Source organism: Ottowia sp. (assembly GCF_016703145.1).
Taxonomy (GTDB): Bacteria; Pseudomonadota; Gammaproteobacteria; order Burkholderiales; family Burkholderiaceae_C; genus Ottowia.
The window spans coordinates 1,214,096-1,240,316 of the sequence record NZ_JADJCO010000003.1 but is presented as its reverse complement, the minus strand read 5'-3'; the positions used below and the strand labels follow the sequence as shown (position 1 = coordinate 1,240,316).

At 67.2% G+C, this 26,221-nt stretch carries 21 protein-coding genes, 1 tRNA gene and 1 pseudogene; 10 read left to right on the top strand and 13 right to left on the bottom strand.

The features are described 5' to 3' along the window. Positions 1 to 49 precede the first annotated feature (49 nt). On the bottom strand, positions 50 to 2,575 hold the full coding sequence (locus tag IPG65_RS09665; protein WP_293188994.1) for an FtsX-like permease family protein: 2,526 nt from the start codon (positions 2,573 to 2,575) through the stop codon (positions 50 to 52). A gap of 116 nt (positions 2,576 to 2,691) precedes the next feature. Here IPG65_RS09665 and IPG65_RS09660 point away from each other — a divergent pair, with 116 nt between their 5' ends. Both IPG65_RS09660 and IPG65_RS09655 read left to right on the top strand, forming a co-directional pair. Further along, complete coding sequence (locus IPG65_RS09660) at positions 2,692 to 3,444, top strand: Coq4 family protein (RefSeq protein WP_293188993.1); 753 nt, start codon at positions 2,692 to 2,694, stop codon at positions 3,442 to 3,444. Positions 3,445 to 3,630: 186 nt separating this feature from the next. Further along, positions 3,631 to 5,118, top strand: a complete 1,488-nt coding sequence (locus IPG65_RS09655; RefSeq protein ID WP_293188992.1) for a HEPN domain-containing protein — start codon at positions 3,631 to 3,633, stop codon at positions 5,116 to 5,118. 226 nt (positions 5,119 to 5,344) lie between these two features. Here IPG65_RS09655 and IPG65_RS09650 read toward each other — a convergent pair. The 7 genes from IPG65_RS09650 to fdnG form a co-directional block, all read right to left on the bottom strand. Beyond that, a tRNA-Sec gene (locus IPG65_RS09650) sits at positions 5,345 to 5,440 on the bottom strand. A 71-nt stretch (positions 5,441 to 5,511) separates the two neighbouring features. After that, complete coding sequence (gene selB / locus IPG65_RS09645; protein WP_293188991.1) at positions 5,512 to 7,650, bottom strand: selenocysteine-specific translation elongation factor; 2,139 nt, start codon at positions 7,648 to 7,650, stop codon at positions 5,512 to 5,514. Positions 7,651 to 7,744: 94 nt separating this feature from the next. Next, positions 7,745 to 9,169, bottom strand: a complete 1,425-nt coding sequence (gene selA / locus IPG65_RS09640) for an L-seryl-tRNA(Sec) selenium transferase (protein ID WP_293188990.1) — start codon at positions 9,167 to 9,169, stop codon at positions 7,745 to 7,747. Further along, positions 9,166 to 10,107, bottom strand: a complete 942-nt coding sequence (fdhE, locus tag IPG65_RS09635; protein ID WP_293188989.1) for a formate dehydrogenase accessory protein FdhE — start codon at positions 10,105 to 10,107, stop codon at positions 9,166 to 9,168. The genes selA and fdhE overlap by 4 nt, the downstream gene beginning before the upstream one ends. An 83-nt stretch (positions 10,108 to 10,190) precedes the next feature. After that, positions 10,191 to 10,817, bottom strand: a complete 627-nt coding sequence (locus tag IPG65_RS09630; RefSeq protein WP_293188988.1) for a formate dehydrogenase subunit gamma — start codon at positions 10,815 to 10,817, stop codon at positions 10,191 to 10,193. Further along, on the bottom strand, positions 10,814 to 11,752 hold the full coding sequence (gene fdxH, locus IPG65_RS09625) for a formate dehydrogenase subunit beta (RefSeq protein ID WP_293188987.1): 939 nt from the start codon (positions 11,750 to 11,752) through the stop codon (positions 10,814 to 10,816). The genes IPG65_RS09630 and fdxH overlap by 4 nt, the downstream gene beginning before the upstream one ends. An 88-nt stretch (positions 11,753 to 11,840) precedes the next feature. Continuing rightward, on the bottom strand, positions 11,841 to 14,906 hold the full coding sequence (gene fdnG / locus IPG65_RS09620) for a formate dehydrogenase-N subunit alpha (protein ID WP_293188986.1): 3,066 nt from the start codon (positions 14,904 to 14,906) through the stop codon (positions 11,841 to 11,843). A 198-nt stretch (positions 14,907 to 15,104) separates the two neighbouring features. Here fdnG and fdhD point away from each other — a divergent pair, with 198 nt between their 5' ends. Continuing rightward, entirely contained in the window at positions 15,105 to 15,920 is an 816-nt protein-coding gene (gene fdhD / locus IPG65_RS09615) for a formate dehydrogenase accessory sulfurtransferase FdhD (RefSeq protein ID WP_293188985.1), read from the top strand. A gap of 1 nt (position 15,921) precedes the next feature. Here the strand turns inward: fdhD and IPG65_RS09610 are convergent, their stop codons facing one another. Beyond that, complete coding sequence (locus IPG65_RS09610; protein WP_293188984.1) at positions 15,922 to 16,263, bottom strand: hypothetical protein; 342 nt, start codon at positions 16,261 to 16,263, stop codon at positions 15,922 to 15,924. Positions 16,264 to 16,437: 174 nt separating this feature from the next. Then, entirely contained in the window at positions 16,438 to 16,830 is a 393-nt protein-coding gene (locus IPG65_RS09605; protein ID WP_293188983.1) for a hypothetical protein, read from the bottom strand. Between the two features lie 122 nt (positions 16,831 to 16,952). On the opposite strand from IPG65_RS09605, the gene IPG65_RS09600 reads away from it, so the two are divergent. Continuing rightward, positions 16,953 to 17,231 (top strand): helix-turn-helix transcriptional regulator, encoded by a 279-nt coding sequence (locus IPG65_RS09600; RefSeq protein ID WP_293190036.1) that lies wholly within the window; start codon positions 16,953 to 16,955, stop codon positions 17,229 to 17,231. 87 nt (positions 17,232 to 17,318) lie between these two features. Here IPG65_RS09600 and ureG read toward each other — a convergent pair whose 3' ends face one another. From ureG to ureE, 3 genes are read right to left on the bottom strand one after another with little or no spacing between them, the layout of a single operon-like run. Next, positions 17,319 to 17,972 carry an urease accessory protein UreG gene (gene ureG, locus IPG65_RS09595; RefSeq protein WP_293188982.1) on the bottom strand — a complete coding sequence of 218 codons (654 nt, stop codon included), beginning with the start codon at positions 17,970 to 17,972 and terminating at the stop codon, positions 17,319 to 17,321. Positions 17,973 to 17,976: 4 nt separating this feature from the next. Next, positions 17,977 to 18,687: an urease accessory protein UreF gene (locus tag IPG65_RS09590; protein WP_293190034.1), complete on the bottom strand. Its 711-nt coding sequence runs from the start codon at positions 18,685 to 18,687 to the stop codon at positions 17,977 to 17,979. Continuing rightward, the gene (ureE, locus tag IPG65_RS09585) at positions 18,665 to 19,180 is read right to left on the bottom strand and encodes an urease accessory protein UreE (RefSeq protein ID WP_293188981.1); all 516 of its coding nucleotides are present in this window, start codon (positions 19,178 to 19,180) and stop codon (positions 18,665 to 18,667) included. The genes IPG65_RS09590 and ureE overlap by 23 nt, the downstream gene beginning before the upstream one ends. 66 nt (positions 19,181 to 19,246) lie before the next feature. Between ureE and IPG65_RS09580 the strand changes: the two genes are divergently transcribed. The 6 genes and pseudogenes from IPG65_RS09580 (at position 19,247) to IPG65_RS09550 (ending at position 26,207) form a co-directional block, all read left to right on the top strand. Further along, positions 19,247 to 19,474 (top strand): AbrB/MazE/SpoVT family DNA-binding domain-containing protein, encoded by a 228-nt coding sequence (locus IPG65_RS09580; RefSeq protein WP_293188980.1) that lies wholly within the window; start codon positions 19,247 to 19,249, stop codon positions 19,472 to 19,474. Then, on the top strand, positions 19,471 to 19,872 hold the full coding sequence (locus tag IPG65_RS09575; protein WP_293188979.1) for a type II toxin-antitoxin system death-on-curing family toxin: 402 nt from the start codon (positions 19,471 to 19,473) through the stop codon (positions 19,870 to 19,872). The genes IPG65_RS09580 and IPG65_RS09575 overlap by 4 nt, the downstream gene beginning before the upstream one ends. Continuing rightward, a complete protein-coding gene (gene hsdR, locus IPG65_RS09570) occupies positions 19,869 to 22,238 on the top strand; it encodes an EcoAI/FtnUII family type I restriction enzme subunit R (RefSeq protein ID WP_293188978.1) in 2,370 nt (789 codons plus the stop codon). Before IPG65_RS09575 ends, hsdR begins: the two co-directional genes overlap by 4 nt. A gap of 15 nt (positions 22,239 to 22,253) precedes the next feature. Beyond that, a pseudogene (locus IPG65_RS19335) lies at positions 22,254 to 23,833 on the top strand (class I SAM-dependent DNA methyltransferase). Further along, on the top strand, positions 23,830 to 25,068 hold the full coding sequence (locus IPG65_RS09555; protein ID WP_293188976.1) for a PDDEXK nuclease domain-containing protein: 1,239 nt from the start codon (positions 23,830 to 23,832) through the stop codon (positions 25,066 to 25,068). Before IPG65_RS19335 ends, IPG65_RS09555 begins: the two are co-directional and overlap by 4 nt. After that, positions 25,065 to 26,207, top strand: coding sequence for a restriction endonuclease subunit S (locus IPG65_RS09550; RefSeq protein ID WP_293188975.1), 1,143 nt, complete (start codon positions 25,065 to 25,067; stop codon positions 26,205 to 26,207). The genes IPG65_RS09555 and IPG65_RS09550 overlap by 4 nt, the downstream gene beginning before the upstream one ends. Positions 26,208 to 26,221 lie beyond the last annotated feature (14 nt).

Here is a 26,221-nt window from a genome sequence, read left to right as displayed (position 1 = left end):
TCCAGCCGGCGTCGGCATTGCGCCAACAGCTATTTATTGTGTAGCAATTCTACTCGGCCGCTCGGCGCAGCGTCTCCACCACCGGGCGGCGCAGCACCTCGCGCAGGCCCCACCAGCCGGCCAGCAGCGCCAGCACGGCGCCGGCCAGGCCGCCCAGCGCCAGCACCAGGGGCGAGGCGCTCCAGGCGAAGTCGAACACGTAGCGCGCCATGCCCCAGCCGACCGCGCTGGCCGCCGCGCTGGCCAGCAGGCCCGCCAGCAGGCCGACGCCGGCCAGCTCGGCGCGCTGCACGTCGCGCAGCAACCGGCCGCCCGCGCCCAGGGCGCGCATGATGGCGAACTCGCGCGCGCGCTCCTCGCGCGTGGCGCCGACGGCGGCCAGCAGCACGATCAGCCCCGCCGCCAGGGTGAAGCCGAACAGGAACTCGACCGCGCGGATCACCTGGTCCAGTACACGCCGCACCTGGGCGATGGACTGCTCGGTGTCCACGTTGGTGATGTTGGGGAACTGGCGCACCAGCGCGTTGTCGAAGCCGGCCCGCGCCGGCGCGCGGTAGGCGGCGATGTAGGTGACGGGCAGCTCCGGCATCTCGGCCAGCGGGAACATGGCGAAGAAGTTGACCCGCATCGACGCCCAGTCCACCTTGCGCAGCGAGGTGATGCGCGCCTCCATCGGCATGCCGGCAACGTCGAAGCGCAGCGTGTCGCCCAGTTTCAGCCCCAGCGTGTCGGCCAGGCCCTGCTCGACGCTGATGGCGCCGGGCTCATTGGCGATCCAGCGACCGGCCACCACTTCGTTGTGCGCAGGCCTGATGGCGTCGTGCGAGAGGTTGAACTCGCGATCCCCCAGGCGACGGGCGCGCTCGTCGGGGTAGTCGGCGGGCGACATGTCTTTACCGTTGACGGCCACCAGCCGGCCGCGGAACATGGGGTACCAGTCGAGCCTTTGCACACCCGCATCGGTGAGCGCGGCGCGAAACGCATCGCCCTGGTCGGGCATGACGTTGATGACGATGCGATTCGGCGCGTCGGCCGGCGTGGCGGCGCGCCAACTCGCGATGAGATCGGTGCGCAGCAGCACCAGCAGCACCAGCGCCAGCAGACCCACCGCCAGGCTGCTGACCTGCACCACCGCGTAGGCCGGCCGCGCCGACACCTGCCGCGTGGCCAGCACCAGCCAGCGCGGCGCCGTCTGCTCGTTGACCAGCCGGCGCAGCAGCTTCACCGCGCCCCAGGAGAGCAGCGCGAACAGCCCCACCGCGCCGGCGAAGCCGCCGACGACGATCAGCCCCAGCACCCGATCAGAACTGGCGGCCAGCAGCAGCGCCGCGAAACCGGCCACGCCCAGCCCCAGCACAGCCAGTGAAGCCGGCCGCAGGTTGCCGACGTCGCGCCGGATCACGCGCAGCGGCGGCACCTGCGCCAGCTGCAGCACGGGCGGCAAGCCGAAGGCCACCAGCAGCGTCAGCCCGATGCCCAGACCGAACAGAACGGGCCAGCCGCTGGGCGAGGGCAGCCCCGCATCCACCAGCCCGGCCAGCAGCGCCACGAACACGTGGTGCACGGCCCAGCCGGCCAGCACGCCGGCCGCGCTGGCCGCCAGGCCGACCAGCAAAAACTCGACCGCGTAGGCACCGGCGATACGCCGCTGCGGCAGACCCAGCACGCGCAGCATGGCGCAATCGTCCAGGTGCCGCGCCGCGAAGCCGCGCGCCGCCAGCGCCACAGCCACCGCCGACAGCAGCGCCGCCAGCAGCGCCACCAGGTTGAGGAACTTTCCGGCGCGGTCGAGCGTGATGCGCATCTCGGGTCGACCGCTGTCCAGCGACTCCAGCCGCACGCCGTGCACGCCAGGTTGGGTGACCTGCTGCTGCGCCCACGCCAGGTAGCGCCGCACCGCAGCGTCGGGCCCGGCCAGCGCCAGCCGCCAGGTGATGCGGCTGGCCGGCTGCACCAGCCCCGTGGCAGGCAGGTCGGCGGCGTTCACCATCACGCGCGGCGCGAAGCTCATGAAGCCCGCGCCCCGGTCCGGCTCCAGCGCGATCAGGCGCGCCACGGTGAAGGCGCTGTCGCCCAGCAGCAGGGTGTCGCCCAGTTGGAGCCCCAGCGCCTCGGGCAGCGCCGGATCGACCCACGCCTGGCCGCGCGCGGGCACCTCGCGCGTGAGCTCGCCCAGGCGGTCCCGCGCAGCACCCTGCGCCAGCCGCAGGCTGCCGCGCAGCGGGTAACCCGCCTCCACCGCCTTGAGCGCCACCAGCCGCGTGGCGCCGCCCTGCGCGTCGGGCGCGCGGCCCATGGTCGGGAAGCTGAGCGTGAGCGCGCTGCTCAGCCCCAGCGCGCGCGCCTGCGTGGTCCACGGCGCGGCGGGCGGGTTGTCGCTGACCACCACCGCGTCGCCGCCCAGCAGCTGGCGCGCGTCGCGCTGCAGGCCGCCCTGCAGCCGGTCGGCGAAGAAGCCCACCGCCGTCAGCGCCGCCACCGCCAGCGTGACGGCGACCATCAGCAGGCGCAACTCACCCGCGCGCACGTCGCGCCACAAGCCGCGCCACCCCAGGGAAAACGATGAAACCCGCATGGCCGACACCATAGCCCAGAACGGGCGATGGGCACGGCGGGCGCGCACTCTGGGAAGATCGGGGCCATCGCCGCGGCAGGCCTGTCCACCACCTGCCCGGCCCCCGGAGCCGCCCCATGACCACCGCCAACGCCAAGCCCCATCCGTACAAGCGCGACCTGCCCGCCGCCTTGCGCGCCGTGCGCGCGCTGCTGCGCGACCCCAACGACACGGCCCAGGTGTTCGTCATCATGCAGTCGCTCAACGGCCCTTCGGCGCCCATCAACTTCGACCGCCTGATGCGCGCGGAAGGCGGCCCCAGGCAGGCTTACCGCCGCGTCGAGCTGGCCGAGCGATTGTCCGACCCCGCCTTCATCGCCGGCTTTGCGCCCGGCACCGTGGGCGCCGCGTACCGCGCCTTCCTGGAGCAGACCGGCTACTCCGCCGCCGGCCTGGCCGAGGTCTCCAACCCCGAGGCCCGCCCGCTGGTGGAGCACCCGCACGCCTGGATGGCCCGCCGCATCCGCGACGTGCACGACATCTGGCACGTGCTCACCGGCTACCAGGCCGACCAGCCGCTGGGCGAGGCGGCCCTGGTCGCCTTCAGCTACGCGCAGACCAAGGGCCTGGGCTGGGCCTTCATCGCCGCCGCCGCCGCGCTGAAGAGCCTGCGCGTGTCGCGCCGCACCGCCTTCGCCCGCGCCGTGATCGAAGGCTGGCGCCGCGGCCGCCGCGCCGGCTGGCTGCTGGGGGAGGACGTCGAGGCGCTGCTGCACGAGCCGCTGGAGGTGGCGCGTGCGCGCCTGAACATCGGCCCCGCGCCCGCCTATGCCAGGGCGCAGGACATGCTGGCGGGCCTGGACGGCGCGGGCGGCGCTGCCGCCGCCTGATGCGCGCAGCCATTCCGCCAACAACGTCCGCCTCAGGCTGAAAACAGCCATTGGTGGAGAGTGGACTAGATGACCAAGGCAAGAAGTGGTATTGGTACCCAATCACTTGGGTTGGCAACTTTGCCGTCGAGGACAGACGCACCGTGTCTTAAATCGAGTGCTCGAACAGCTGCAGGGAGGAATTAAATGAAAGAAGCGTACAACGAGCGATGCATTGCGGGGCAGTTCTCCCTTGGTGGATCGTTGACTGCGGCAGGCGAACTGCATTTGCGCGGGCAAGCTTCGCGGCTGAAGCTTTTCTCTCGTTCTGAACCTGACTGGTCTGCGAAGCGAGATGTCTGTGGGCGGTTGCTTGACTCCACGCACGTGTCCCTGCTCAACTGCATACCGATGGTTGGTACAGGAGAGCATTTTCGTGATGATGATCACTTCTTTGTGAGAAACCTGTTTCCGAATTACATCTTGATTGGTCAAAAGCACGTGACGTCCGAGGAAGAGCGGATCGCAAGCATCCATTTTTCATTAGATGACGCGACGGCGTTGTTCGGCGACTTTCGAGCATTTGGCCAAATCTTCAATGCGCGCGAGCATCTGGCGGAGCTGTCGAAGACAGAGAGCGGAAAGTATGTCGGAGAGCTTGGAGCACTACCGCACATTTTTTACTTCAACGGCAAGCTTGAGCTTCTCTCCACAGCCACATCGTTGGGTGTGGTCTCGGCGAGGTACACGCTGATCGTTCCCTCTTCGTCAGCCGATGGGATACATCTTGATGCCGATGTAATTCTGGCGATCGATTTCCCTACTGCAATTACCGTGAAGCACGCCCTACGAGCTCTGCTGGATTTAGTTAGATTTGTCGAGATCGCGGCGGGACGTCCACAGAACGTAAAGGACATCAAGGTTGAACTGGATGGGGAGGAAGGTGTCCATCGGCAGCAGCTTGATCTCATCTGGCCTCTCGGACCTCGCAGAGACGCCGAGGATGAATGGGAGCCTACCAGCTGGTTTGACCTCCCCTTCTGGCCGTCGCGAGAGCCTGAGAAGATAAGCAAGGTCTTAGCTGCGTGGTTGGCAAGAAACGAAGAATGGCGCACCGCACGTCTGCGCTATTCCACCAGCTTCGCCTCTCAACGGCGCTACGACCCAGATCGGCTAGTGGGTGCAGCAAATATGTTCGACCTGTTACCGGACAATGCTTTCCCGCCTCCTGACCCCATCCCATATAATCTTGCCGAGGCTCGAGATAAGGCCCGCGCGCTCTTCAGGAGCCTCCCTCACGGAGATGATCGGAGCTCGGTTCTCGGAGCGTTGGGGCGGATCGGAAAGCTCAGCCTGAAAAGGAAAGTTCGCAGCCGGGTGCGGACAATAGACCGACAAGTAGGAGATCTATTTCCCGACTTGGAACTCGTCGCTGATCATGCCGTGGATTGCCGAAACTACTATGTCCATGGCACGAGGCCCAAGCTGGACTACGAGTCCGGCGAGAGTCCGGTGGCATTTTTTACGAACACTCTCGAATTTGTCTTTGCAGTGTCTGATCTGATCGACGCAGGATGGAACTCCAATGAGTGCATTCGACGATACACGACGATGTCTCACCCGTTTGGAAGATATCGTGTGAGCTATGCGAAAGATCTGGCGGAGCTCAAGGCGCTGCTCCCGAGAAGCGCATAAAGCTCAAAAATCCGTCTCAAGCTCCGCGTACCGCGTGGCGTGTGGCGTGTGGCGTGTGGCGCTCGACTGACGGATTCTTCAACGTTGCAGACATTGCATGGGGCGGGGCCGAACTTCCGCAATCGCTGCAAATCGGAAGTTTGTTCCCACTGCTCCAAACAAGCGCTCCAACAACCAATCAACCGCGCGGGTATCGGCCAGGCCCCCAATCCGTCTTTGCGTGTATTGGCGGAAAGCAGCCGGAGTCGAACCGACCAGGAAGCGGCTGGCGCCCCCTACCGGGTTTGAAGCCCGGGCGCACCACCGGGTGCGTTTGCTCTCCTGAAGAAGCCAACCCCAGGCGGCTTCGCCGCTCTGAGATGGGTGCGCCTGTGCGGCGCGACGAAGCGGATTCTAGGGGCCCGTGACGGTCCCCTCCCGCGCCCAACGCGTATTCGGCCGCAACAGGTGCGCGTCGCCCACGCGGCGGGTGTAGCCGATGCGGTCGAAAAACTCGAGAATCTGGATGGCGCGCTTGCGGCCAAGCTGCACGGCGTCGCGGAACGCGCGGGCCTCGACGGCGCCGGGGGGCAAGCGCGGACCTTGTCGCCCCCTCTCCCCAGCCCTCTCCCGCGAGGGGAGCGGGGGCGACGCCCCGGCGTCCCTGGCCTGGGCAGAGAGGCTGGCGAAGGTGTCCGCCAGTTCGGCCATGCGTTCGGCCGGGTAGAACAGGTCCTTCACCACCTGGTGGAGCGCGCCCAGCCGGGCCTGCTTGCGCAGCAGGCCGCGCACGGCGTCTTCGCGCGCGCCGGTCTGGCGCGCCAGGTCGCGTACCCAGGGCGGGTCGTTGCCGCCAGCCAGCAGCAGCGGGTGCAGGCGGTCGGCCAGGGCCTGTTCGGCCTCGCTCAGGCTGACGCGGTGGCCGGGCAGGTGCAGCCAGTGGCCGGTGCGCTCCAGCACGGGGCGGCCCTCGGCGTCGCGTTCGGCCAGCAGGCGGTCGATCCAGGCCTGCCAGCCTTGCACGGGCAGGCGCGCGAAGCTGGCCTGGGCGCCGCCGGACTGTGACGCGAGGGCCGGGAAGGCCATGCGCTGCAGGCGGGCGCCGTTCAGGCCGGGTTCGTCGGGGGCGCGGGCGTGGTGGCGCTCCAGCGCGCCGGTGATGCGATCGCGCACGGCGGCCCAGGCGGCGGGGGCCAGCCACAGTTCGTCGGCATCGCCGGCTATCGATCCCGCGAGCGGGCCGGGCTGGCCGATGGCGAACGCAGGCGCATCGTCCCCCGCCCAGCCGGGCGCGGGCAGGCGGCCCAGCAAGCGGGCCAGCGCGCTGCGCGTGAGGCCGGCCGGTACCACGGCCAGCAGGGGGCGCGCGTCGCCGGTGGCCGCCAGGGTGTCGAGGGCGTCGAGCCACTGCATGCGCTCGGCGCTGCGGCGGCGGCGCTCGGGCGCCAGGGGGTCGAGCACGGCGCCGCCGCCCACGGTGCGCGTGCCCTGCGCGTTGCGCACGATGAAGCGGTCGCCGGGCACGACGAACACGGGCACGTCGAAGACGAGCTGCACGCGCGCCTCGGTGCCGGGGGCGACCGTGTCGGCCTGCAGCGGCACGGCGTGCGCCTGCCGGTGCGCGGCGCCCAGGTGCACGTGCAGCGGCGTCCACGAGCCGAGGGGCGCGGCCCCCGGCAGCAGGCGCAGGCGCACGTCGATGCGCTGGGTGGGCTGCAGCACGCGGGCGTCGGCGATCCAGTCGCCGCGGGCGATCTCGTGCTTGTCGATGCCGGCCAGGTTGAGGGCGACGCGCTGGCCGGCGCGGCCGGCCTCGCCGGCGCGGTTCTGCGCGTGCAGGCCGCGGATGCGCACGCCGCGGCCGGTGGCCGAGTGGGTGAGCGTGTCGCCCACCCGCACGCTGCCACCGAAGACGGTGCCGGTGACGACGGTGCCGTGGCCGGCCAGGGTGAAGACGCGGTCGACGGCCAGGCGGAACAGGCCGTCGCCGCGGCGGCGCTGCCGCGCCTCCCAGGCGCGGGCCTGGGTGAAGAGGTGCTCGCGCAGCGCCTCGATGCCGAGGCCGGCGGCGTCCACCTCGGGGGCGAGGGCGGTCTCGAAGAGGGGCGCGCCGCGCAGGGGTGATGCGGCCAGCAGCGCGGCGATCTCGGCGCGCACGGCGGCGATGCGGTCGGCATCGGCGCGGTCGCACTTGGTCAGGGCCACGGTGCCCTGGGTGATGCCGAACAGCAGGGCGATGGCCAGGTGCTCGCGCGTCTGCGGCATCACGCCGTCGTCGGCGGCGACGACCAGCAGCGCATGGTCGATGCCCGCCGCGCCAGCGGCCATGGTGTGGACGAACTTCTCGTGGCCGGGCACGTCGATGACGCCCAGAACCTGCGCGCTCTCGCCGCCCTGCCCGCCTTCGGGCGGCACGGGCAGGTAGGCGTAGCCCAGCTCGATGGAGATGCCGCGCGCCTTCTCTTCCTTCAGGCGGTCGGTGTCCACGCCGGTGAGCGCGCGCACCAGCGTGGTCTTGCCGTGGTCGATGTGGCCGGCGGTGCCGATGATCATGCGTGCAGTCTTCCGAATGCTATAAAATCAATAGCTGTTGGCGCAATGATGACGCTGGCTGAAGGCCGATTTCTCTTGAAAACCGCCGCTCGCGTCAGGCCGGGGCGAGCGCCGCTTGCAACGCGCTCAGCTGCGCGGCGAAAGCGGCTTCGTCGGGTGCTTCGAGGCAGCGCAGGTCCAGCCACAGCGACTGGTCGGCGATGCGGCCGATCACCGGGCGCGGCAGGCTGCGCAGCGCGGCTTCGAGCCGGGCGAGCTGGCGGCCGGCGCGCTTGCCCTCGCGCGGGGCGATGCGCAGGCCGACGCTGGGCAGCGTCTCGACCGGCAGGGCGCCGCTGCCGATCTGGCTGGACATGGGCGCGGCGCTCACGTCGAAATCGGGCGCCACGGCCTGCTGGACCAGGGGCTGCAGCCGTTCGGCCTGCGCCTGCATCCGCGCGCGCGGGCGGGTGAACAGGCGCAGCGTGGTCAGCCGCTCGGCCAGGTGCTCGGGCGCAAGGTACAGGCGCAGCACCGGCTCCAGCGCGGCCAGGGTGAGCTTGCCCACGCGCAGCGCGCGCTTGAGCGGGTTCTTCTTGATTTTGGCGATCAGGTCCTGGCGGCCGACGATCAGGCCGGCCTGCGGGCCGCCGAGCAGCTTGTCACCGCTGAAGGTGACGAGGTCGGCGCCGGCGGCCACCACCGAGCGCACGGTGGGCTCGTGCGGCAAGCCCCACTGCGCCATGTCGACCAGCGTGCCTGACCCCAGGTCCACCGCCAGCGGCAGGCCGCGCGCGTGGGCGATGGCCGCCACTTCGGCCTCGCTCACGGCCTTGGTGAAGCCGCTGACGGCGTAGTTGCTGGTGTGCACCTTCATCAGCAGCGCGGTGCGGTCGGTGATGGCCTCGGCGTAGTCCTTGGCGTGGGTGCGGTTGGTGGTGCCCACCTCGACCAGCCGGGCGCCGGCGCGCGACATGATGTCGGGGATGCGGAAGGCGCCGCCGATCTCGACCAGTTCGCCGCGCGAGACGATCACTTCCTTGCGCTGGGCCAGTGCATTGAGCGTGAGCAGCACGGCGGCGGCGTTGTTGTTGACGACGGTGGCGGCCTCGGCGCCGGTCAGCTCGCGCAGCAGGCCGTCCACGAGGTCGTCGCGGTCGCCGCGGCCGCCGGTGGTCAGGTCGAATTCCAGGTTGGCCGGCGCGGTGAGCGCGCGCACCACCGACCGCACCGCCTCGTCGGGCAGCAGCGCGCGGCCCAGGTTGGTGTGCAGCACGGTGCCGGTGAGGTTGAACACGGCCTTCAGGCGCGGCGCGAAGCGCGCGGCCAGGCGGCGCTCGCAGGCGGCGGCGAGGGCGTGGTCGGCGATGGCCTCGGCCGTCAGTTGGCCGGCCAGGGCCTGCGGGCGCAGGGTGTCGAACTCGGCGCGCAGGGCATCGGCGAGGGCGCTCTGGCCGTAGCGCCCGGCCAGGGCGCGCATCGCGTCGGTGGCCAAGGCCCGGTCCACCGAGGGCAGGCGCGGCGGCGCTGGACTGCTCATACCGCCAGCGGCCTTTCGATGGCCAGCAGCGGGTTGCCGCTGGCGCGCGAGAAGGCCGTGTCGCCCATCAGCAGATCGAGCGTGAGGCTGGCGAGGTCGTCGGCCAGGGGCTCGGCGTAGGGGTCTTTTTCCTGGCTGACGAGCTTGCGGTAGGTGTGGCACTGGCTGCAGGTCTCGGCCTGCACCACTTCGCCGATCCTGCCGTCGGCGTCTTCGGCGCTCTGGTAGCGCACGCCCTGGGTCGATTCGCAATGGCTGCACTTGACGCGCACCATGTGCCATTCGGTGGCGCACAGGCCGCAGTGCAGGTAGCGGTGGCCGGCGATGTTGCCGCCGATGCGCAGCACGCTCGCCACGGGCGCGCTGCCGCACACGGGGCACAGGGTGGCGGGCTCGGTGTAGGGCACGGCTTTTTCGGGAACGGCGGCCGCGCGCACCGCGAAGACCACTTGCAGCGCCGCCATCACGAGCGGAGCGGCCGCCAGATCCTCGCGGCCGATGTTGTCGGCCAGCGCCTGGCGGGCCAGGGCATCGAGCGCGCCGTCGCCGGCGGCGGCCAGGCTGTCGAGCACGGGCCGCAGCGGCGCGGGCACGGCGGCGTCGGCCTGCAGGTCGGCCAGCAGCGCGCGCAGCGTGTCGCGCCACGGTCCGGGCAGCGCGTCGGAGGCCGGCATCAGCGGCATGCCGTGGGCGCCGGCGCGCTCGATCACGTCGGCGGACGGCGCCTGCGCGGCCGGGGCCTGCGCCGCCACGCGCTGCTGTGCCTGCACCAGACGCGCGGCGAAGCGCAGGTAGTCGGCGATGGGATGGCCGTCGGCCAATTGCGCCAGCCGCGCGGCGCGCTCCTGGAAGAGCGCGGCCGGCTGCGGCAGGCGCACGCGCGGAAAACTCACATGGTCGAGGGCCTCGATTTCGCCGGGCTGGAGGATGCGTTGCACAGAAGTTCTTCCTTGGTCCGAAAACGAAGATACCGCCCTGAGGCGGTATCCGAGGGTATCACCGGGCGCTTGCGAAAGACGCGTCAGGAGTTGTCGCCGGTCATCTTGCGGTACCAGCCGCGGTGATGCTGCTTGGCCCAGGCGCGCGTGACGGTGCCGTAGAGCATGGCGCGGATGGTGCCGCGCGTCCAGATGGCGGCATACACGTGCATGATGATCAGGCCGATCATCCACACGCCGGCCGCGGCATGCACCACCGAGGCGATGCGCACCACCGTGATGGGCGGCGTCCACCACGCGCGCCACATGAACACGCCGCTGGCGGTGATGGCCAGCATGCCGGCCACCAGCCCCCAGAACAGCACTTTCTGGCCGCCGTTGTACTTGCCCTGTTCGGGCATGTCGTGGTCGTTGCCGTCCACCATCTTGTTGACGTTCTTCAGCCACTCGACGTCGCGCTTCTCGATCATGTTCAGCCGCCAGAAGCGGAAGAACATCATGATGAAGAAGAACATCATCACGAGCCCGACATAGGGGTGCAGGATGCGCGTCCACGGCCCGCCGCCGAACAGGTGCACCAGCGGGAAGAAGGCCGGGTGGAAGAAGGCCAGGCCCGAGAGCACCAGCAGGATGAAGCAGATGCCGACGATCCAGTGGTTGGCGCGCTCGGAGGCGTTGTAGCGCTGCAGGTCGCGAGGGTTGCGGTTCATCGCACGTTCTCCTTGTCAGCGTCCGCGGCGGCCAGGGCCTCGCGGTCCTTGCGCTCCATCTCGTCCTCGAGTTCCTTCGACACGTCGTTGGGCCCCTTGGTGATGTAGTGGAACAGGCTGCCCACCGCGGCCACGCCCAGCGCGGCCACCGCCAGGGGCTTGGACATGCCCTTCCACAGCGCGACCATCGGGCTGATCTTCGGCTCCTTGGGCAGGCCCGCATACAGCCCCGGCTTGTCGGCATGGTGCAGCACGTACATGACGTGCGTACCGCCGACGCCGGCCGGGTCGTACAGGCCCGCCTGCGCGAAGCCGCGCTCCTTCAGGTCGGCGATGCGCTCATCGGCGTGGTCCTTCATCGCCTTCTTGGTGCCGAAGACGATGGCGCCCGTGGGACAGGTCTTGACGCACGCGGGCTCCTGCCCCACGGCCACGCGGTCGGAGCACAGCGTGCATTTGTAGGCTTTGTTGTCCTTCTTGCTGATGCGCGGCACGTTGAACGGGCAGCCGGTCACGCAGTAGCCGCAGCCGATGCAGTTCTCCTCGTGGAAATCCACGATGCCGTTGGTGTACTGCACGATGGCACCGGGCGAAGGGCAGGCCTTCAGGCAGCCCGGGTCCTCGCAGTGCATGCAGCCGTCCTTGCGGATCAGCCATTCGAGGTTGCCGCTGTCCTCGTTCTCGTATTCGGTGAAGCGCATCACCGTCCACGCGTTCTCGGTCAGGTCGTTCGGGTTGTCGTAGACGCCGTGGTTCTCGCCGGGCTCCTGGCGCAGGTCGTTCCACTCCATGCAGGCGGTCTGGCAGGCCTTGCAGCCGATGCACTTGGAGACATCGATCAGCTTGGCCACGTCGCCCGACTGCGGCGAGCGCACCTGCGGCGGCGGCGTGGTGGTGGCCGAGCGCCGCTTGATATCAAGGGATTGCAGGGACATATCAGTACCGCCCGGCCGTTCCGAAGGTACTGAGCGCCCCCTTGGGGGGCAGCGAACGAAGTGAGCGTGGGGGCTTCATTTTTTTCTCCTAGACCTTCTCGACCTTCACGAGGAAGGTCTTGAATTCCGGTGTATTGGTGTTGCCGTCGCCGACGAAAGGAGTCAGCGTATTGGCCAGGAAGCCGGGCTTGGTCACGCCCTTGAAGCCCCAGTGGATGGGAATGCCCACGTGGTGCACGTTGCGGCCCTCGATCTTCATCGGCTTGATGCGCTTGGTGACCACTGCCACGGCCTTGATGAAGCCGCGCTTGGAGCTGACCTTCACGCGGTCGCCCGCCTTGATGCCCAGCTCGCCCGCCATCGCCTCGCCGATCTCGACGAATTGCTCGGGCTGGGTGATGGCATTGACCAGCGCGTGCTTGGTCCAGTAGTGGAAGTGCTCGGTCAGGCGGTAAGTGGTGCCCACGTGCGGGAAGTCCGCCGCCTTGCCAAAGGTCTCCCAGATGTGGGGGAACACCCGCGCGGCCGGTGAACTGGTGGCCTTGGCGTTGTCCGGGTACATCGGGTTGAAGCCCAGCGGCGTGTCGAAGGGCTCGTAGTGGGTCGGGAACGGCCCCTCGTTGAGCCCCTTGCGGGCGAAAAAGCGCGCCACGCCCTCGGGGTTCATGATGAACGGGCCGGCGCCGGTTTCGGGCGCCAGGCCGACGCCCATGTCGGGCACGTCGGCACCCGCCCACGCCTTGCCGTTCCATTCGATCAGCTTGCGGTGCGGGTTGAAGGCTTTGCCCTTCAGGTCGGCCGAGGCGCGGTTGTAGAGCACGCGGCGGTTGGCGGGCCAGGCCCAGGCCCAGTTCAGCGTGTTGCCGATGCCCGTGGGGTCGGCGTTGTCGCGCCGGCCCATCTGGTTGCCCGCCTGCGTCCAGGCGCCGGCATAGATCCAGCAGCCGCTGGCCGTGGTGCCATCGTCGCGCAACTCGCCAAAGCCCGACACTTGCTGGCCGGCGGGGCGCAGCACCTTGGTGGGGTCTTTGGGGTCGGTCAGATCGACGAGCGCCTTGCCGTTGTATTCCTTGGCGATTTCCTCGGAACTCGGGTGGTCGGGCTCGGCGTAGGGCCAGTCGATCTTCAGGATCGGGTCGGCATAGGCGCCGCCTTCCTTCTTGTAGAGCGCGGTCAGGCGGTGGTGCAGGGCCGACATGATGGCCACGTCGGTCTTGGCCTCGCCCGGGGGCTCGGCCGCCTTCCAGTGCCACTGCAGCACGCGCGAGGAGCTGACCACGGCGCCTTCTTCCTCGGCGAAGCAGGTCGTCGGCAGGCGGAACACCTCGGTTTGCACGGACGCGGTGTCGATGTCGTTGAACTCGCCGAAATTGCGCCAGAACTCGGAGGTCTCGGTCGCCAGCGGGTCCATGATGACCAGGAACTTGAGCTTGGCCAGGCCGTCGCGCACGCGCCCGCTGTTGGCCAGCGCCGCGATGGGGTTGAAGCCCTGCGCGATATAGCCGTTGACCTTGCCCTCGTTCATGAGTTGGAAGAACTGCAGCATGTCGTACTGCTTGTCCAGCTTGGGCAGGTAGTCGTAGCCCCAGTGGTTCTCGGCCGTCGCGTTGGCGCCGTACCAGGACTTCATCAGGCTGACGTGGAACTTGGGGTAGTTCTGCCAGTAGCTCATCTGCCCGGCGCGCAAAGGCTTTTGCGTGCGCGCGGCGATGTAGGCCGGGTAGTCCTGCTCCTTCTCATTGGGCAGCGTCAGGTAGCCCGGCAGGCTGGCCGACAGCAGGCCCAGGTCCGTCAGGCCCTGGATGTTGGAGTGCCCGCGCAGCGCATTCATGCCGCCGCCGGCCACGCCCATGTTGCCGCACAGCAGTTGCACCATGGCGGCGCAGCGCAGAATCTGCGCGCCGATGGAATGCTGCGTCCAGCCCAGCGCATACAGGATGGTCGCGGCGCGGCCCGGCACGGCGGTGGACGCGAACTTCTCGCACACGTGCAGGAACTTGGCCTGGGGCGTGCCGCAGGCGCTCTCGACCTTCTCGGGCGTGTAGCTGGCGTAGTGCTTCTTCAGCAACTGGTAGACGCAGCGCGGATCCTGCAGCGTCGGGTCGGTCTTGACGTACCCGTCTTCGCCCAGCTCGTAGTCCCAGCTCTTCTTGTCGTAGGTGCGCTTCTGTTCGTCGTAGCCCGAGAAGATGCCATCGACGAACTGGTAGTCGTCGCGCACGATGAAGCTGAAGTCCGTGTAGTTGTGGACGTACTCGTGGTGGATCTTGTCGTGGGTCAGCAGGTAATTGATCATCCCGCCGAGGAAGACGATGTCGCTGCCCGAACGGATGGGCGCGTAGAAGTCCGCCACCGAGGCCGAGCGGTTGAAGCGCGGGTCCACCACCATGAAGTGCGCCTTGTTGTGCGCCTTCGCTTCGGTCACCCACTTGAATCCGCAGGGGTGCGCTTCGGCGGCATTGCCGCCCATGATCAAAATAACGTCCGCGTTCTTGATGTCGACCCAATGGTTCGTCATCGCTCCACGGCCAAACGTCGGGGCAAGACCTGCCACCGTCGGGCCGTGTCAAACACGGGCTTGGTTATCGAATGCCAGCAGGCCCCAGGAACGGGCCACTTTGTGGGTGATGTAGCCGGCCTCGTTGCTGGCGGCCGAGGCGGCCAGCATGCCGGTGGAGAGCCAGCGGTTGACCTTCAGGCCATCCGCCGTCGTCTCCTGGAAGTTGGCGTCGCGGTCCGCCTTGAGCAGCTTGGCGATGCGGGTGAGCGCGTCGTCCCACGAGATGCGCTGCCACTTGTCGGAGCCCGGCGCGCGGTACTCGGGGTACAGCAGGCGGTTGGGGCTGTTGATGAAGTCCAGCAGGCCCGCGCCCTTGGGGCACAGCGTGCCGCGGTTGACGGGGTGGTCGGGGTCGCCCTCGACGTGGATCACCGACGCCTTGGCGTTCTTGGAGCCATCGCCTAGCGCGTACATCAGGATGCCGCAGCCGACCGAGCAGTACGTGCAGGTCTGGCGTGTGACGGTGGTGGCGGCGAGCTTGTACTGACGGACCTCGGCCAGCGCGGTGGCCGGCGAGAAACCCATCAGCGCCAAGCTCGAGCCCGCCAGGGTGGAGCCAGTCACTTTCATGAACTGGCGGCGGGAGAGTTGCATCGTGGCGGCCTTTTTTTTTGGTAGCTGGAGTGTGCCGAACCATTCTAGAGTGAAACAACAAAATGACAACTCCGCAGTGGACCAGCGGCGGCCGGCGCTCATCCATGCGGTCTAATGGCCCCTGCCTCGGGATCGGCGCGCAACGCTTCCGCGCATCCCGCACGATCGACCGCCGTGAAATCGCAGTCCGCCCTCCGCATGTCGCAAAACCCCTCCGACCACACCGGCAGCATTGCCCAGACCGTCACGCGCCACCGGCACGGCAGCGCCCGCCAAGCCGCCGACCACGTCGTCGAGGAACTCCCCGTCGCGCTGGTCTTCAACGGCATCTCGCATGCCGTGATGATGGCCACGCCCATCGATCTGGAGGTGTTCGCCCTGGGCTTCGCGCTCAGCGAAGGCATCGTCGAGGGCATGCCGGACGTCTTCGACATCGAGGCGGTCTGCGCCGCCGACAGCGCCGAGGTGCGGCTGACCGTCTCCCAGCAGGCCTTCGCGGCGCTCAAGGGCCGACGGCGCGCGCTGGCGGGCCGCAGCGGCTGCGGCGTGTGCGGCGTCGAGAGCATTGCGCTGCTGGACTTGCATCCCCCGCGCATCGGCGCCGCTGGCGCCGCCGCGGCCATCGACGCCAGCGCCATCGAGCGCGCGGCGCGCGATCTGCCCGCGCACCAAAGGCTGATGCGCGAGACCGGCGGCATCCACGCCGCAGCCTGGTGCGACCGCGACGGGGCGGTACTGGACGTGTTCGAGGACGTGGGCAGGCACAACGCGCTCGACAAGCTGATCGGCCAGCTCGCCCGCGAGCAGACCGACACGCGCTCGGGCTTCGTGTTCCTGTCCAGCCGCGCGAGCTACGAACTGGTGCGCAAGGCGGCGCGCAGGGACATCCCGATGATCGCGACGATCTCGGCCCCCACGTCCCTGGCGATCAAGGTCGCACGGCAAGCGGGGATCCGGCTGCTGGGCTTCTGCCGCGGGGACGGCTTCGTCGAATACGTGTCGCCCCAGGGCTGAATCAGCCCGTACCGAGCTTTCTTTTGGCCAGCCAGCCCAATGCCAGCATCACGGGAAAAAGGGCCAGGGGATGGTTTGCGGGTACGGGCACGTTCAGGTTGCCAACGATGGTTTGGCTGGGAATGATCCCAAACGCCGCCGCTTGCCGACTTCCGTGGGTCTCCGGTCCGCCGGGAAGATCAGAGCCATAGGTGAACGTGACGCTTGACGGGCTTGACGTGCCCAGCACGTAGGCACCACCTTCAGGCGAGGTGATCGCGTCCGTCTGAATTCTGGCAACACTGGGCGATCCGCTGATTTGCAGCGTGCCAGGGTTGGCGGCGTTGTCGGCAGGTCGGTTCAAGGATGCGATCCGCGTCCAGGCGGTGCCATTCGATTTGAACTCGATGAACTCCTACCGCGTGATGGAATGTCCCGTTGATTCGGCATCTGCCGCGACCCACTCGAAAGCAAACAAGTTGCCGCTTGCGTCCGAGACCTGGATATTGGAGATTTCAACGACGCCTCCACGGCGGCCCTAGATGATGGGCTGGCCCGCAATCCCGAGATAGCCGGTACGCCCGAAGGATGCGGGATCGAAACTGATTGGCGAAGCAGCTACACCGTAAGTGGCCGCCTCAGGCTCACCATTGGTGTACTTGAGCCGAAAGCGCAGTTTTCGTCCATTCAGGAGATCGATGGTGATGGGTTGCCCGTTGCCTGTAGACATGGCTTGCGCGGCGTCGTAATCGGACAAGTCGATCCATTCGATCTCGCTCGCCCTTGGGGCCGCGTCGGTGGCCCTGGATGTTCCCGCCGCCTGGGCGAAATGCCCAAAGGACACCAGCGCCAGCGCAACATGCCTGAGCGAACCCACGCCATCCCCGGCCCATCGCTGATGCACCGATTTGTTGGAGATCGAAACCCTCATTGAGAACCCCTTTCATGGAAACGTTGTGATGACTCGCCTCGAGCGCCGGGTCAGGGGCTTCACGCTTCAGATGTGAAGCAAACTCCGTGGATGCAAATGTATCAAACATCCATGCTGTCGAGGTGTCAGCCAAGCCTCAACCGCCCACGTCGTTGCCGAATTCAGACGATTTGCGTGAAATCCTTGCGTACTGGCTGCGCCTGCGCCGTGTGGAGAAGGGATGGTCCCAGGAGCGCCTGGCACTGGAGTGCGAATTGGACCGGACCTACGTCTCAGCGGTGGAGCGCATGCGCTGGAACGTCTCGCTGTCCAACCTCGAGCGTTTCGCCAAAGCCTTGGGCGTGCCGCCCTGGACACTCCTCGCACCTCCGCGGCAGCTTTCTCAAGATGCGTTGAAGTGAGTACGGCGTGAACCAGGTTGGGATGAACATCCTGAGTGCCCGCCCCTACTTCGGCCGCTCACGCCGCCCGGCCCGAGCCCGCGCGGCTCACCCCGACTGACCCGCCCGCAACATGCCGCGCTGCTCGATGAACGCCACCACGTCGGCCAGGCCGCTCAGCGTCTTCAGGTTGGTCATCACGAACGGCTTCGCGCCGCGCATGCGCTCGGTGTCGGCGCGCATCACGTCCAGGCTGGCGCCCACGTGCGGCGCCAGGTCGGTCTTGTTGATGACGAACAGGTCGCTCTTGGTGATGCCGGGACCGCCCTTGCGCGGGATCTTTTCGCCAGCGGCGACGTCGATCACATAGATCGTCAAATCGCTCAGCTCGGGGCTGAAGGTGGCGGCCAGGTTGTCGCCGCCGCTCTCGACGAACACCACGTCGGCGTCCGGAAACTGCGCCAGCATGCGGTCGATGGCCTCCAGGTTGATGGAGGCGTCCTCGCGGATGGCGGTGTGCGGGCAGCCGCCCGTCTCCACGCCCATGATGCGCTCGGCCGGCAGCGCGCCGGCCACGGTGAGCAGGCGCTGGTCTTCCTTGGTGTAGATGTCGTTGGTGATGGCGACGAGGTCGTACTTCTCGCGCATCGCCTTGCACAGCATCTCCAGCAGCGTGGTCTTGCCGGAGCCGACGGGGCCGCCGATGCCCACGCGCAGCGGCGGCAACTTCTTCGTGCGGTTCGGGATGTGGTGCAGGGCCATGGATTCAACTCCGGAAAAGGCGGGAATACTGGGTTTCGTGCCGCGCCGAGAGGATGGCGAGCATCGGGCTGAAGGCCTGCCGCGTATCGTCGGTGCGGGCCAGCGCGTCGTCCACCGCGGCGGGGATTTCGCGCGCCAGCCGCGCCAGGATGCGCTGGCCGGCGCTCTGGCCCAGCGGCACGGCCTTGACGGCGGCGGCGGTCATGTTCTCGGCCCAGCCGAAGGCGAAGGCCAGGCAGCCGTCCACCACGCTGGCGCCGCTCCTCGCGGCGGCGAAGGCGAAGGCGACCGGGTAGGTGACGGGCAGGCCATCGAAGCAGGCGGCGGCGTCTTCGTGGTGCAGCTTGAGCCATTCGACGAAGGAGCGGCCCATTTGCTCGGTCTGCAGCAGGAATTCGGCGGACTCGCGCGTGGCGAGCACCCAGGCGTTGAGCGCGCGGATGCGTTCGCCGCCGCCGGCCGGCCAGGCGCGGATGCCTTCGGCCACCACGGCCAGATCGCCCGGCGCCAGGCTCAGGCGCAACTGGTCGACCAGCCAACCGGCGGCGGTGGCCTCGCTGTCCACGCCAGCCCACTCGACGGCGGCCTCCAGGCCCTCGGAATACGAGAAGCCGCCGACGGGCAGCGCGGGCGAGGCCAGCCAGATCAGTTGCAGCAGGCCGTGCGCGCCGAGCGATGCCGGGGCGCGGTCGTCAGTGGGCGTGACCGTGGTCATGCCCATGGTGGTGATGGCCGTGGCCGTCGTTCGTCACGTGGCCGCCGTAGGCGCCGCCCTCGGGTTCGAAGGGCGCCTGCACCTCGCTGACGATCAGGTGCATGGCGCGCAGCATGTCGGCCAGCACGTGGTCGGGCTCGATCTGCAGGTGCTCGGGCGTGAGCTCGATCGGCACGTGCCGGTTGCCCAGGTGGTAGGCGGCGCGCGTCAGGTCGAAGGGCGTGCCATGCTCGCGGCAGTGCGTGATGCGCAGCACCGTCTGCTTTGCCGCGATCACGCGAATCAGCGAGCCGTCCTCGGCCACCAGCACGTCGCCCCCGCGCACGGCGGTGCCGCGCGGCAGGAACACGCCGATCTGCCGGCCCAGCGAATCGGTGGCGTCAAAACGGCTCTTCTGCCGCACGTCCCAGTCGAGTTCGACCGTGGCGGCGCGTTTGAGCAGCACGGGCGCGAGGCCGCGGCCCTGGGGCATGCGTTTGTTGACGGTGAGCATGGGCTTGCGGAGAGATTGGAGCGCCGATAATATAACGATTGTTATAACTTCAGTGCAGGGGCCACCATGTCCGCCATCAAACTGACCCAGATCGGGAATTCCGTCGGCGTGATCTTTCCCAAGGAGATGCTGACCAAGATGAACGTTGGCAAGGGTGATGTGGTGTATGTCACCGAGATGGCCGAAGGCGGATACCACCTGACGCCCTACGACGCCGAGTTCGAACAGCAGATGGAGATCGCCCGTGGCGTGATGAAGAAGCGCCGCAACGTGCTGCGCGAGTTGGCCAAGTGAGCGGCGCGGCCCATCCAGCCTGGGTGTGGTTGAGCGAGCGCCTCGTCCATGCGGCGCATGAAGAGCAACTGGCGGAACACGGCGGACCTGGCGGCGTGCGCGATGCGGGCATGCTGGCTTCAGCGCTGAGCCGGCCGCAGCAACGCGCGCATTACGGCGCGCCCGACGCGGCGGAACTGGCGGCCTGCTACGCATTCGGCATCGCCCGCAACCACCCTTTCGTCGATGGCAACAAGCGCACGGCCTTCGTGGCGCTCGAAGTGTTTTTGGATCTCAACGGCTTTTGTTTGGAAGCCGACGACGAGGACTGCGTACGGGTCATGCTGAATTTGGCAGCCGGAGAGTTGGAAGAAGACGCGCTTGCCGCATGGATTCGCATGCGCAGGAAAGCGCGATGACCGAAGCAGATACCTGCCGCGAGTTCGTCACCCCCAAGCTGGTCGAGGCCGGCTGGGGCAACGCGCCCCATGCCATCGGCGAGCAACGCAGCTTCACCCATGGCCGCATCATCGTCGCGGGCGGCAAGGTGCGGCGCGGCCCGCAACGGCGCGCCGACTACCTGCTGTACTACCGCCGCGACGTTCCACTGGCCGTGGTCGAGGCCAAGGAGGCGAGCCTGCCCGCTGAAACCGGCGTGCAGCAGGCGCGCGAGTACGCCGAAATGCTCGGCCTCAAGTTTGCCTATGCGACCAACGGCCACCGCATCATCGAGATCGACTACACGGCAGGCACCGAGCGCGAGGTGGACCGCTACGCCACGCCGGAAGAGCTGTTTTCCCGCCTGACAGCCGCCACGCACCTGCCACAAGCCGCCACGCCGCACCTGCTGGAACCCTTCAATCTGGTCTCCGGCAAAGTGCCGCGCTACTACCAGCAGATCGCCATCCAGCGTGTGATCGAGGCCGTCCTGCTGGGCCAAAAGCGCATCCTCGCCACGCTGGCCACCGGCACCGGCAAGACCTGCGTGGCGTTCCAGATCTGCTGGAAGCTGTGGAACAGCCGATGGAACCGCACCGGTGAATACCGCCGCCCCAAAATCCTGTTCCTGGCCGACCGCAACATCCTGGTCGACGACCCGATGGCCAAGATGTTCGCGCCCTTCGGCGACGCCAGGCACAAGATCTCGGCCGGCGACGCCCGCCAGAGCCGGGACATGTACTTCGGCATCTACCAGGCGCTCGCCACCGCCAACGCCGACGTGTTCCGCCAGTACCGCCCCGACTTCTTCGACCTCATCATCATCGATGAATGCCACCGCGGTTCCAGCCGAGACCAAAGCGCATGGCGCGCGGTGCTCGACTACTTTTCACCCGCCGTGCAGTTCGGCATGACGGCCACGCCGTTGCGCGAAGAAGCGCGCGACAGCTACGACTACTTCGGCAACCCCGTCTACACCTACAGCCTGCGCCAAGGCATCGAGGACGGCTTTCTCGCGCCCTACCGCGTGCATCGCGTCATCACCACGGTGGACGCGGCGGGTTGGCGCCCCAACAAGGACGAACTGGACCGCTACGGCCGAGAGGTGCCCGACGACGAATACGAGACCCGGGACTTCGAGCGCATCGTCGCGCTGCGCGCCCGCACCCGGGCGATGGCGCGGCACCTGACCGATTGGCTCAAGGGCACCGACCGCTTTGCAAAAACCATCGTGTTCTGCGTCGACCAGGAGCACGCCGCCGAGATGCGGCAGGAGCTTGTCAACCTCAACAGCGATCTGGTCCGGCAGTACCCGAACTACGTCTGCCGCGTCACCGCCGATGAAGGCGATGTCGGCCTTGCGCATCTGGCCGATTTTCAGGACGTGGACGAGCCCGCGCCCGTCATCCTCACCACCTCGCAGTTGCTGACCACCGGCGTCGATGCCGAAATGGTCAAGAACGTGGTGCTGGCCCGCGTGGTCGGCTCGCGTTCCGAGTTCAAGCAGATCATCGGCCGGGGCACGCGGCTCAAGGTGGACTACGGCAAGGAATACTTCAACATCATCGACTTCACCGGCACCGCCACGCAGCACTTTGCCGACCCGGACTTCGATGGCGAGCCCGCGCGCATCGAGGACGTGGTCGTTGATGAAGACGGCGTGCAAGTTGCCGTCATCGCTGTTGAGGAAGATGGCGAGCCGCTTGAACTGCAAGCTGAGCATCGGATCGCCGACGCAGGCGTCGCGCTTGCCGGCGATGATCACGTCGAACCCCGCAAGTTCTACATCGACGGTGGCGAGGTCGAGGTCATTGGCCACCTGGTCTACGACCTCGATGCCAATGGCAAGAAGCTGCAGGTCGTCAAGTACACCGACTATTCGGGCCGCGCCCTGCGCACGCTCTACCCCACGCGCGAGGCGCTGCAGTCGAAGTGGGCCAACCCCGACACGCGCGCCGAGGTGTTGCGCGAACTGAGCGAGCGCGGCATCAGCTTCGAGGAACTGGCGTCCAGCAGCGAACAGCCCGACGCCGACCCCTTCGATCTGCTGTGCCATCTGGCGTGGAACGCACCCCTGCGCACGCGCCGCCAGCGCGCCGAGCAAGCCCGAAGCAAGACGCAGGATCTGTTCGCACAGTACAGCGACACCGCGCGCGAAATCCTCACGCTGCTGCTCGACCGCTACATCGAGCGCGGCATCATCCAGTTCAGCGCGTTGTCTGAATTGATGAAGGTTCAGCCCTTCGACCGCTACGGCTCCCCGTCAGAAATCGCCGCCCGCCACTTTGGCGGCGTTCATGCCATGCGGGAGGCCGTCACCCGGCTCCAGACCGCGATCTACCAATAAGAAGACGTTGACCCGATGGCAAAAACCAAGACTCAGGCCAAAACCAAAGCACTGCTCACCACCCGCGACAACCTCTCCGCGCTGATCGGCAGCGCGCGCAAGATTCTGCGCAAGGACAAGGGCCTGAACGGCGACGCGGATCGCCTGCCGCTGCTCACCTGGGTGATGTTCCTCAAGTTCCTCGACGATCTGGAATTCAAGAACGCGCAGGAAGCCGAACTCGACGGCAAGCCCTGCCAGCCCATCATCGAAACGCCGTACCGCTGGCGCGACTGGGCCGCGCGCGAGGACGGCATCACCGGCGACGAACTGCTGGCCTTCATCGGGCAAGAGCACACGCACCGCGCCGACGGCAGCCGGGGGTGGGCCTCTTTGCTTACCTACGCAGTCTGGCGGGAGAAGGCGAGAAAGGCAGCCAGCGCGAAGTCATCGCCAACGTCTTCAAGGGCGTGCAGAACCGCATGGTCAGCGGCTACCTGCTGCGCGACATCGTCAACAAGATCAACGGCATCCACTTCAGCGCCAGCGAGGAAATCCACACCCTCTCGCACCTCTACGAATCCATGCTGCGCGAAATGCGCGACGCGGCGGGCGACAGCGGCGAGTTCTACACCCCGCGCCCGGTGGTGCGCTTCATGGTGCAGGCGAGCGACCCGCGTCTGGGCGAAACCGTGCTCGACCCGGCCTGCGGCACCGGCGGATTTCTCGTCGAAGCCTACGACCACATCGCCCCGCAGGTGACCCACACCGAGCAGCGCCGCAGCCTGCAGCGCGACACGCTGTATGGACAAGAGGCCAAGCCGCTGCCCTACATGCTGGCGCAAATGAACCTGCTGCTGCACGGGCTGGAAGCGCCGCAGGTCGCCTACGGCAACACGCTGGAGCGCCGCATCAGCGAAATCGGCCACGCCGAGCGAGTGGACCTCATCCTCACCAACCCGCCCTTCGGCGGCGAGGAAGAAGCCGGTATCAAGGCCAACTTTCCGCCCCACATGCAAACCAGCGAAACCGCGCTGCTGTTCCTGCAATACATCATGCGCAAGCTGCGCGTGGCGGGCGCGCCCGTGCCGGGCAAGAAGGCGGCGCAGCGCGGTGGCCGCGCGGCCGTGGTCGTGCCCAACGGCACCCTGTTCGGCGACGGCGTGGCCGCCACCATCAAGGCCGAACTGCTCAAGGAATTCAACCTGCACACCATCGTGCGCCTGCCGCAAGGCGTGTTCGCGCCCTACACCGACATTCCGGCCAACCTGCTGTTCTTCGAACGCGGCGGCCCCACCGAAAGCATCTGGTACTACGAGCTGCCTTTGCCCGAAGGCCGCAAGAAATACAGCAAGACCGCGCCCTTGCAGTTCGAGGAATTCGCACCCGTGCTGGCGTGGTGGAACGTGCGGGAAGAATGCGCCCGGGCTTGGCAAGTCAGCGCCGCCGACATCGCAGCCAGCGGCTACAACCTGGATCGCAAGAACCCCAACGCCAAGGTGGGGCTGGAGCATGCCGACCCGAGGGACTTGATCGCCTCCATGCGCGGGCACGAAGCGGAGGTGATGCGGCTGCTGGGGGAGATCGAGGTGCTGGTGAACGAGGTGCAGGCATGAGCAAGCGTGTGCCGGCCAAGACTGCCAAAGTCGACGACGAAACTGTGTACAGCGGCATCCGTACCCACATCGTCACCCTGCTGGAAGAAGCGCGCCGCGCCGCTGCGCGCAGCGCCAACGCGCTGATGACGGCCAGCTACTGGGAGATCGGCCGACGCATCGTGGAATTCGAGCAAGGGGGAAAGCAGCGTGCAGGCTACGGTGAGACATTGCTTCTGCGTTTGTCGCTTGACCTCACAGCCCGATTCGGCAGGGGATTCTCCGAGCGCAACCTTGAGCAGATGCGGCTGTTTTACCTGGCCTGGCCACCACGGAAGATTTCGCAGACGCTGTCTGCGAAATTGGCCGCCGCCGAGATTTCGCAGACAGCGTCTGCCAAATCTTCCGAGCTCCCCATTCGCCAGACAGCGTCTGCCAAATCTGCTCTGGCATTGAATTCCGAGACGCAGTCTCGGAATTCAATCGACCTGTCCACCATCGCCCAAGCCTTCCCCTTGCCCTGGTCAGCCTACGTGCGCCTGCTGTCGGTCAGAAGCGAGAACGCCCGCGCCTTCTACGAAACCGAAGCCCTGCGCTGCGGCTGGAGCGTGCGCCAGCTCCACCGCCAGATCGGCAGCCAGTTCTACGAACGCATCGCCCTCTCGCGCAACAAGGCCGCCATGCTGCAGAAGGCCGAAGTGGCCGAGCCCGGCGACGCCATCACACCCGAACAGGCCATCAAAGACCCCTTCGTGCTGGAATTCCTCGGCCTCAAGGACGAATACTCCGAATCGGAACTGGAAGAGGCTTTGATTCAGCACCTGGCCGATTTCCTGCTGGAGTTGGGCGACGACTTCGCCTTCGTTGGCCGCCAGCGGCGACTGCGATTGGACGACAGCTGGTTCCGCATCGATCTGCTGTTCTTCCACCGCCGCCTGAAGTGCCTGCTGGTCATCGACCTCAACGTGGGCAAATTCACCTACGCAGACGCCGGCCAGATGCACATGTACCTCAACTATGCCCGCGAGCATTGGACCAAACCCGGCGAAAACCCGCCCGTGGGCCTGATCCTGTGCGCTGGAAAGGGCAGCGCCGAAGCCCGGTATGCGTTGGAGGGCTTGTCCAACAAAGTGCTGACGGCCGAATACCAGACCGAACTGCCGGACGAGAAGTTGCTCGCGCAGGAGATGGACAGGACGCGGCGCGAACTGGAGGCGCGGCGGATCGGGCGCGGCGGCGGAGATGGCGTCCAATGAAGGCGTGGCCGAAAGTACCGCTCGGTGAACTGCTGAAGCGTTCCGACGAATCCGCTGTCATCGACTCCGCAGCCGAATACCACGAAGTCACCATCAAGCTCTGGGGCAAGGGCGTCATCAGTCGCGGCAAGGTGCGCGGCAGCGACGTTGCCACCTCTCGGCGTGTGGTGCGCACCAACCAGTTGATCCTCTCCAAGATTGACGCGCGCAACGGCGCGATCGGCCTGGTACCGCCCGAGCTGGACGGCGCCGTCGTCAGCAATGACTTTCCATCTTTCGCGTTTCGTGATTCCGGTACGTGCGACCCGGCGTTCATGGGCTGGCTGGTGCGTTCAGCCCCGTTCGTCGAACTGTGCAAGGCCGCCAGCGAAGGCACGACCAACCGCGTTCGCATCAAGGAAGATCGTTTCCTGGCCCAGCAGATCGCGCTGCCACCGCTGGCCGAACAACAAGCCCTGGTCGCCCGCCTCGACGCGCTGGCCGAGAAAGCCCGGCAGGTCGGAGCGCATCTGGATGTCGTCGAGCGCGATGCCGAACATCTCCTGGCGTTGCGCTTTCGCGATGCCATCGCTGACGCGCCGCTGCGGTCCATGTCGAAAGTTGCACCGCTGGTGAGGCGTGAGGCGCAAATCACCTTGGACGGAAGCTATCCCGAATTGGGCATCCGTTCCTTCGGCAAGGGCACGTTCCACAAACCGTCGCTTTCCGGTGGTGAGGTCGGAACCAAGCGCCTCTACCGCATCGAGCCAGGCGACCTGCTGTTTTCCAACGTGTTCGCATGGGAAGGTGCGATTGCCATTGCGCAGCCCGAAGATGCGGGGCGCTTCGGTTCGCACCGCTTCATGACCTGCCGCGCTGAATCTGCAGTGACCACAGCAGCATTCTTGCGCTACTACTTCCTGACCGACGAAGGTTTGCACAAGATCGGCGAGGCATCGCCGGGTGGGGCGGGTCGCAACCGCACGCTCGGGCAGGAAAAGCTGATGGCGATTGCAGTCCCTGTCCCGCCCTTGGCCGGTCAACAATCCTTCGACCGCCTGCAAGCCGAAGTCGTTGCACTCAAAGCCAAGCACACCGCCATCCGCGCCGCCAACGCCGCCTTGCTGCCCGCAGCGCTGGAGCGGGTGTTCTCACACTGATGAAATTTATAAAG

Coding starts and splice junctions, on each gene's coding strand:
- IPG65_RS09665 (WP_293188994.1), bottom strand. CDS start 2,575: ATGCGGGTTTCATCGTTTTCCCTGGGGTGGCGCGGCTTGTGGCGCGAC.
- IPG65_RS09660 (WP_293188993.1), top strand. CDS start 2,692: ATGACCACCGCCAACGCCAAGCCCCATCCGTACAAGCGCGACCTGCCC.
- IPG65_RS09655 (WP_293188992.1), top strand. CDS start 3,631: ATGAAAGAAGCGTACAACGAGCGATGCATTGCGGGGCAGTTCTCCCTT.
- selB (WP_293188991.1), bottom strand. CDS start 7,650: ATGATCATCGGCACCGCCGGCCACATCGACCACGGCAAGACCACGCTG.
- selA (WP_293188990.1), bottom strand. CDS start 9,169: ATGAGCAGTCCAGCGCCGCCGCGCCTGCCCTCGGTGGACCGGGCCTTG.
- IPG65_RS09630 (WP_293188988.1), bottom strand. CDS start 10,817: ATGAACCGCAACCCTCGCGACCTGCAGCGCTACAACGCCTCCGAGCGC.
- fdxH (WP_293188987.1), bottom strand. CDS start 11,752: ATGTCCCTGCAATCCCTTGATATCAAGCGGCGCTCGGCCACCACCACG.
- fdhD (WP_293188985.1), top strand. CDS start 15,105: ATGTCGCAAAACCCCTCCGACCACACCGGCAGCATTGCCCAGACCGTC.
- IPG65_RS09605 (WP_293188983.1), bottom strand. CDS start 16,830: ATGAGGGTTTCGATCTCCAACAAATCGGTGCATCAGCGATGGGCCGGG.
- ureG (WP_293188982.1), bottom strand. CDS start 17,972: ATGGCCCTGCACCACATCCCGAACCGCACGAAGAAGTTGCCGCCGCTG.
- IPG65_RS09590 (WP_293190034.1), bottom strand. CDS start 18,687: ATGACCACGGTCACGCCCACTGACGACCGCGCCCCGGCATCGCTCGGC.
- ureE (WP_293188981.1), bottom strand. CDS start 19,180: ATGCTCACCGTCAACAAACGCATGCCCCAGGGCCGCGGCCTCGCGCCC.
- IPG65_RS09580 (WP_293188980.1), top strand. CDS start 19,247: ATGTCCGCCATCAAACTGACCCAGATCGGGAATTCCGTCGGCGTGATC.
- hsdR (WP_293188978.1), top strand. CDS start 19,869: ATGACCGAAGCAGATACCTGCCGCGAGTTCGTCACCCCCAAGCTGGTC.
- IPG65_RS09555 (WP_293188976.1), top strand. CDS start 23,830: ATGAGCAAGCGTGTGCCGGCCAAGACTGCCAAAGTCGACGACGAAACT.
- IPG65_RS09550 (WP_293188975.1), top strand. CDS start 25,065: ATGAAGGCGTGGCCGAAAGTACCGCTCGGTGAACTGCTGAAGCGTTCC.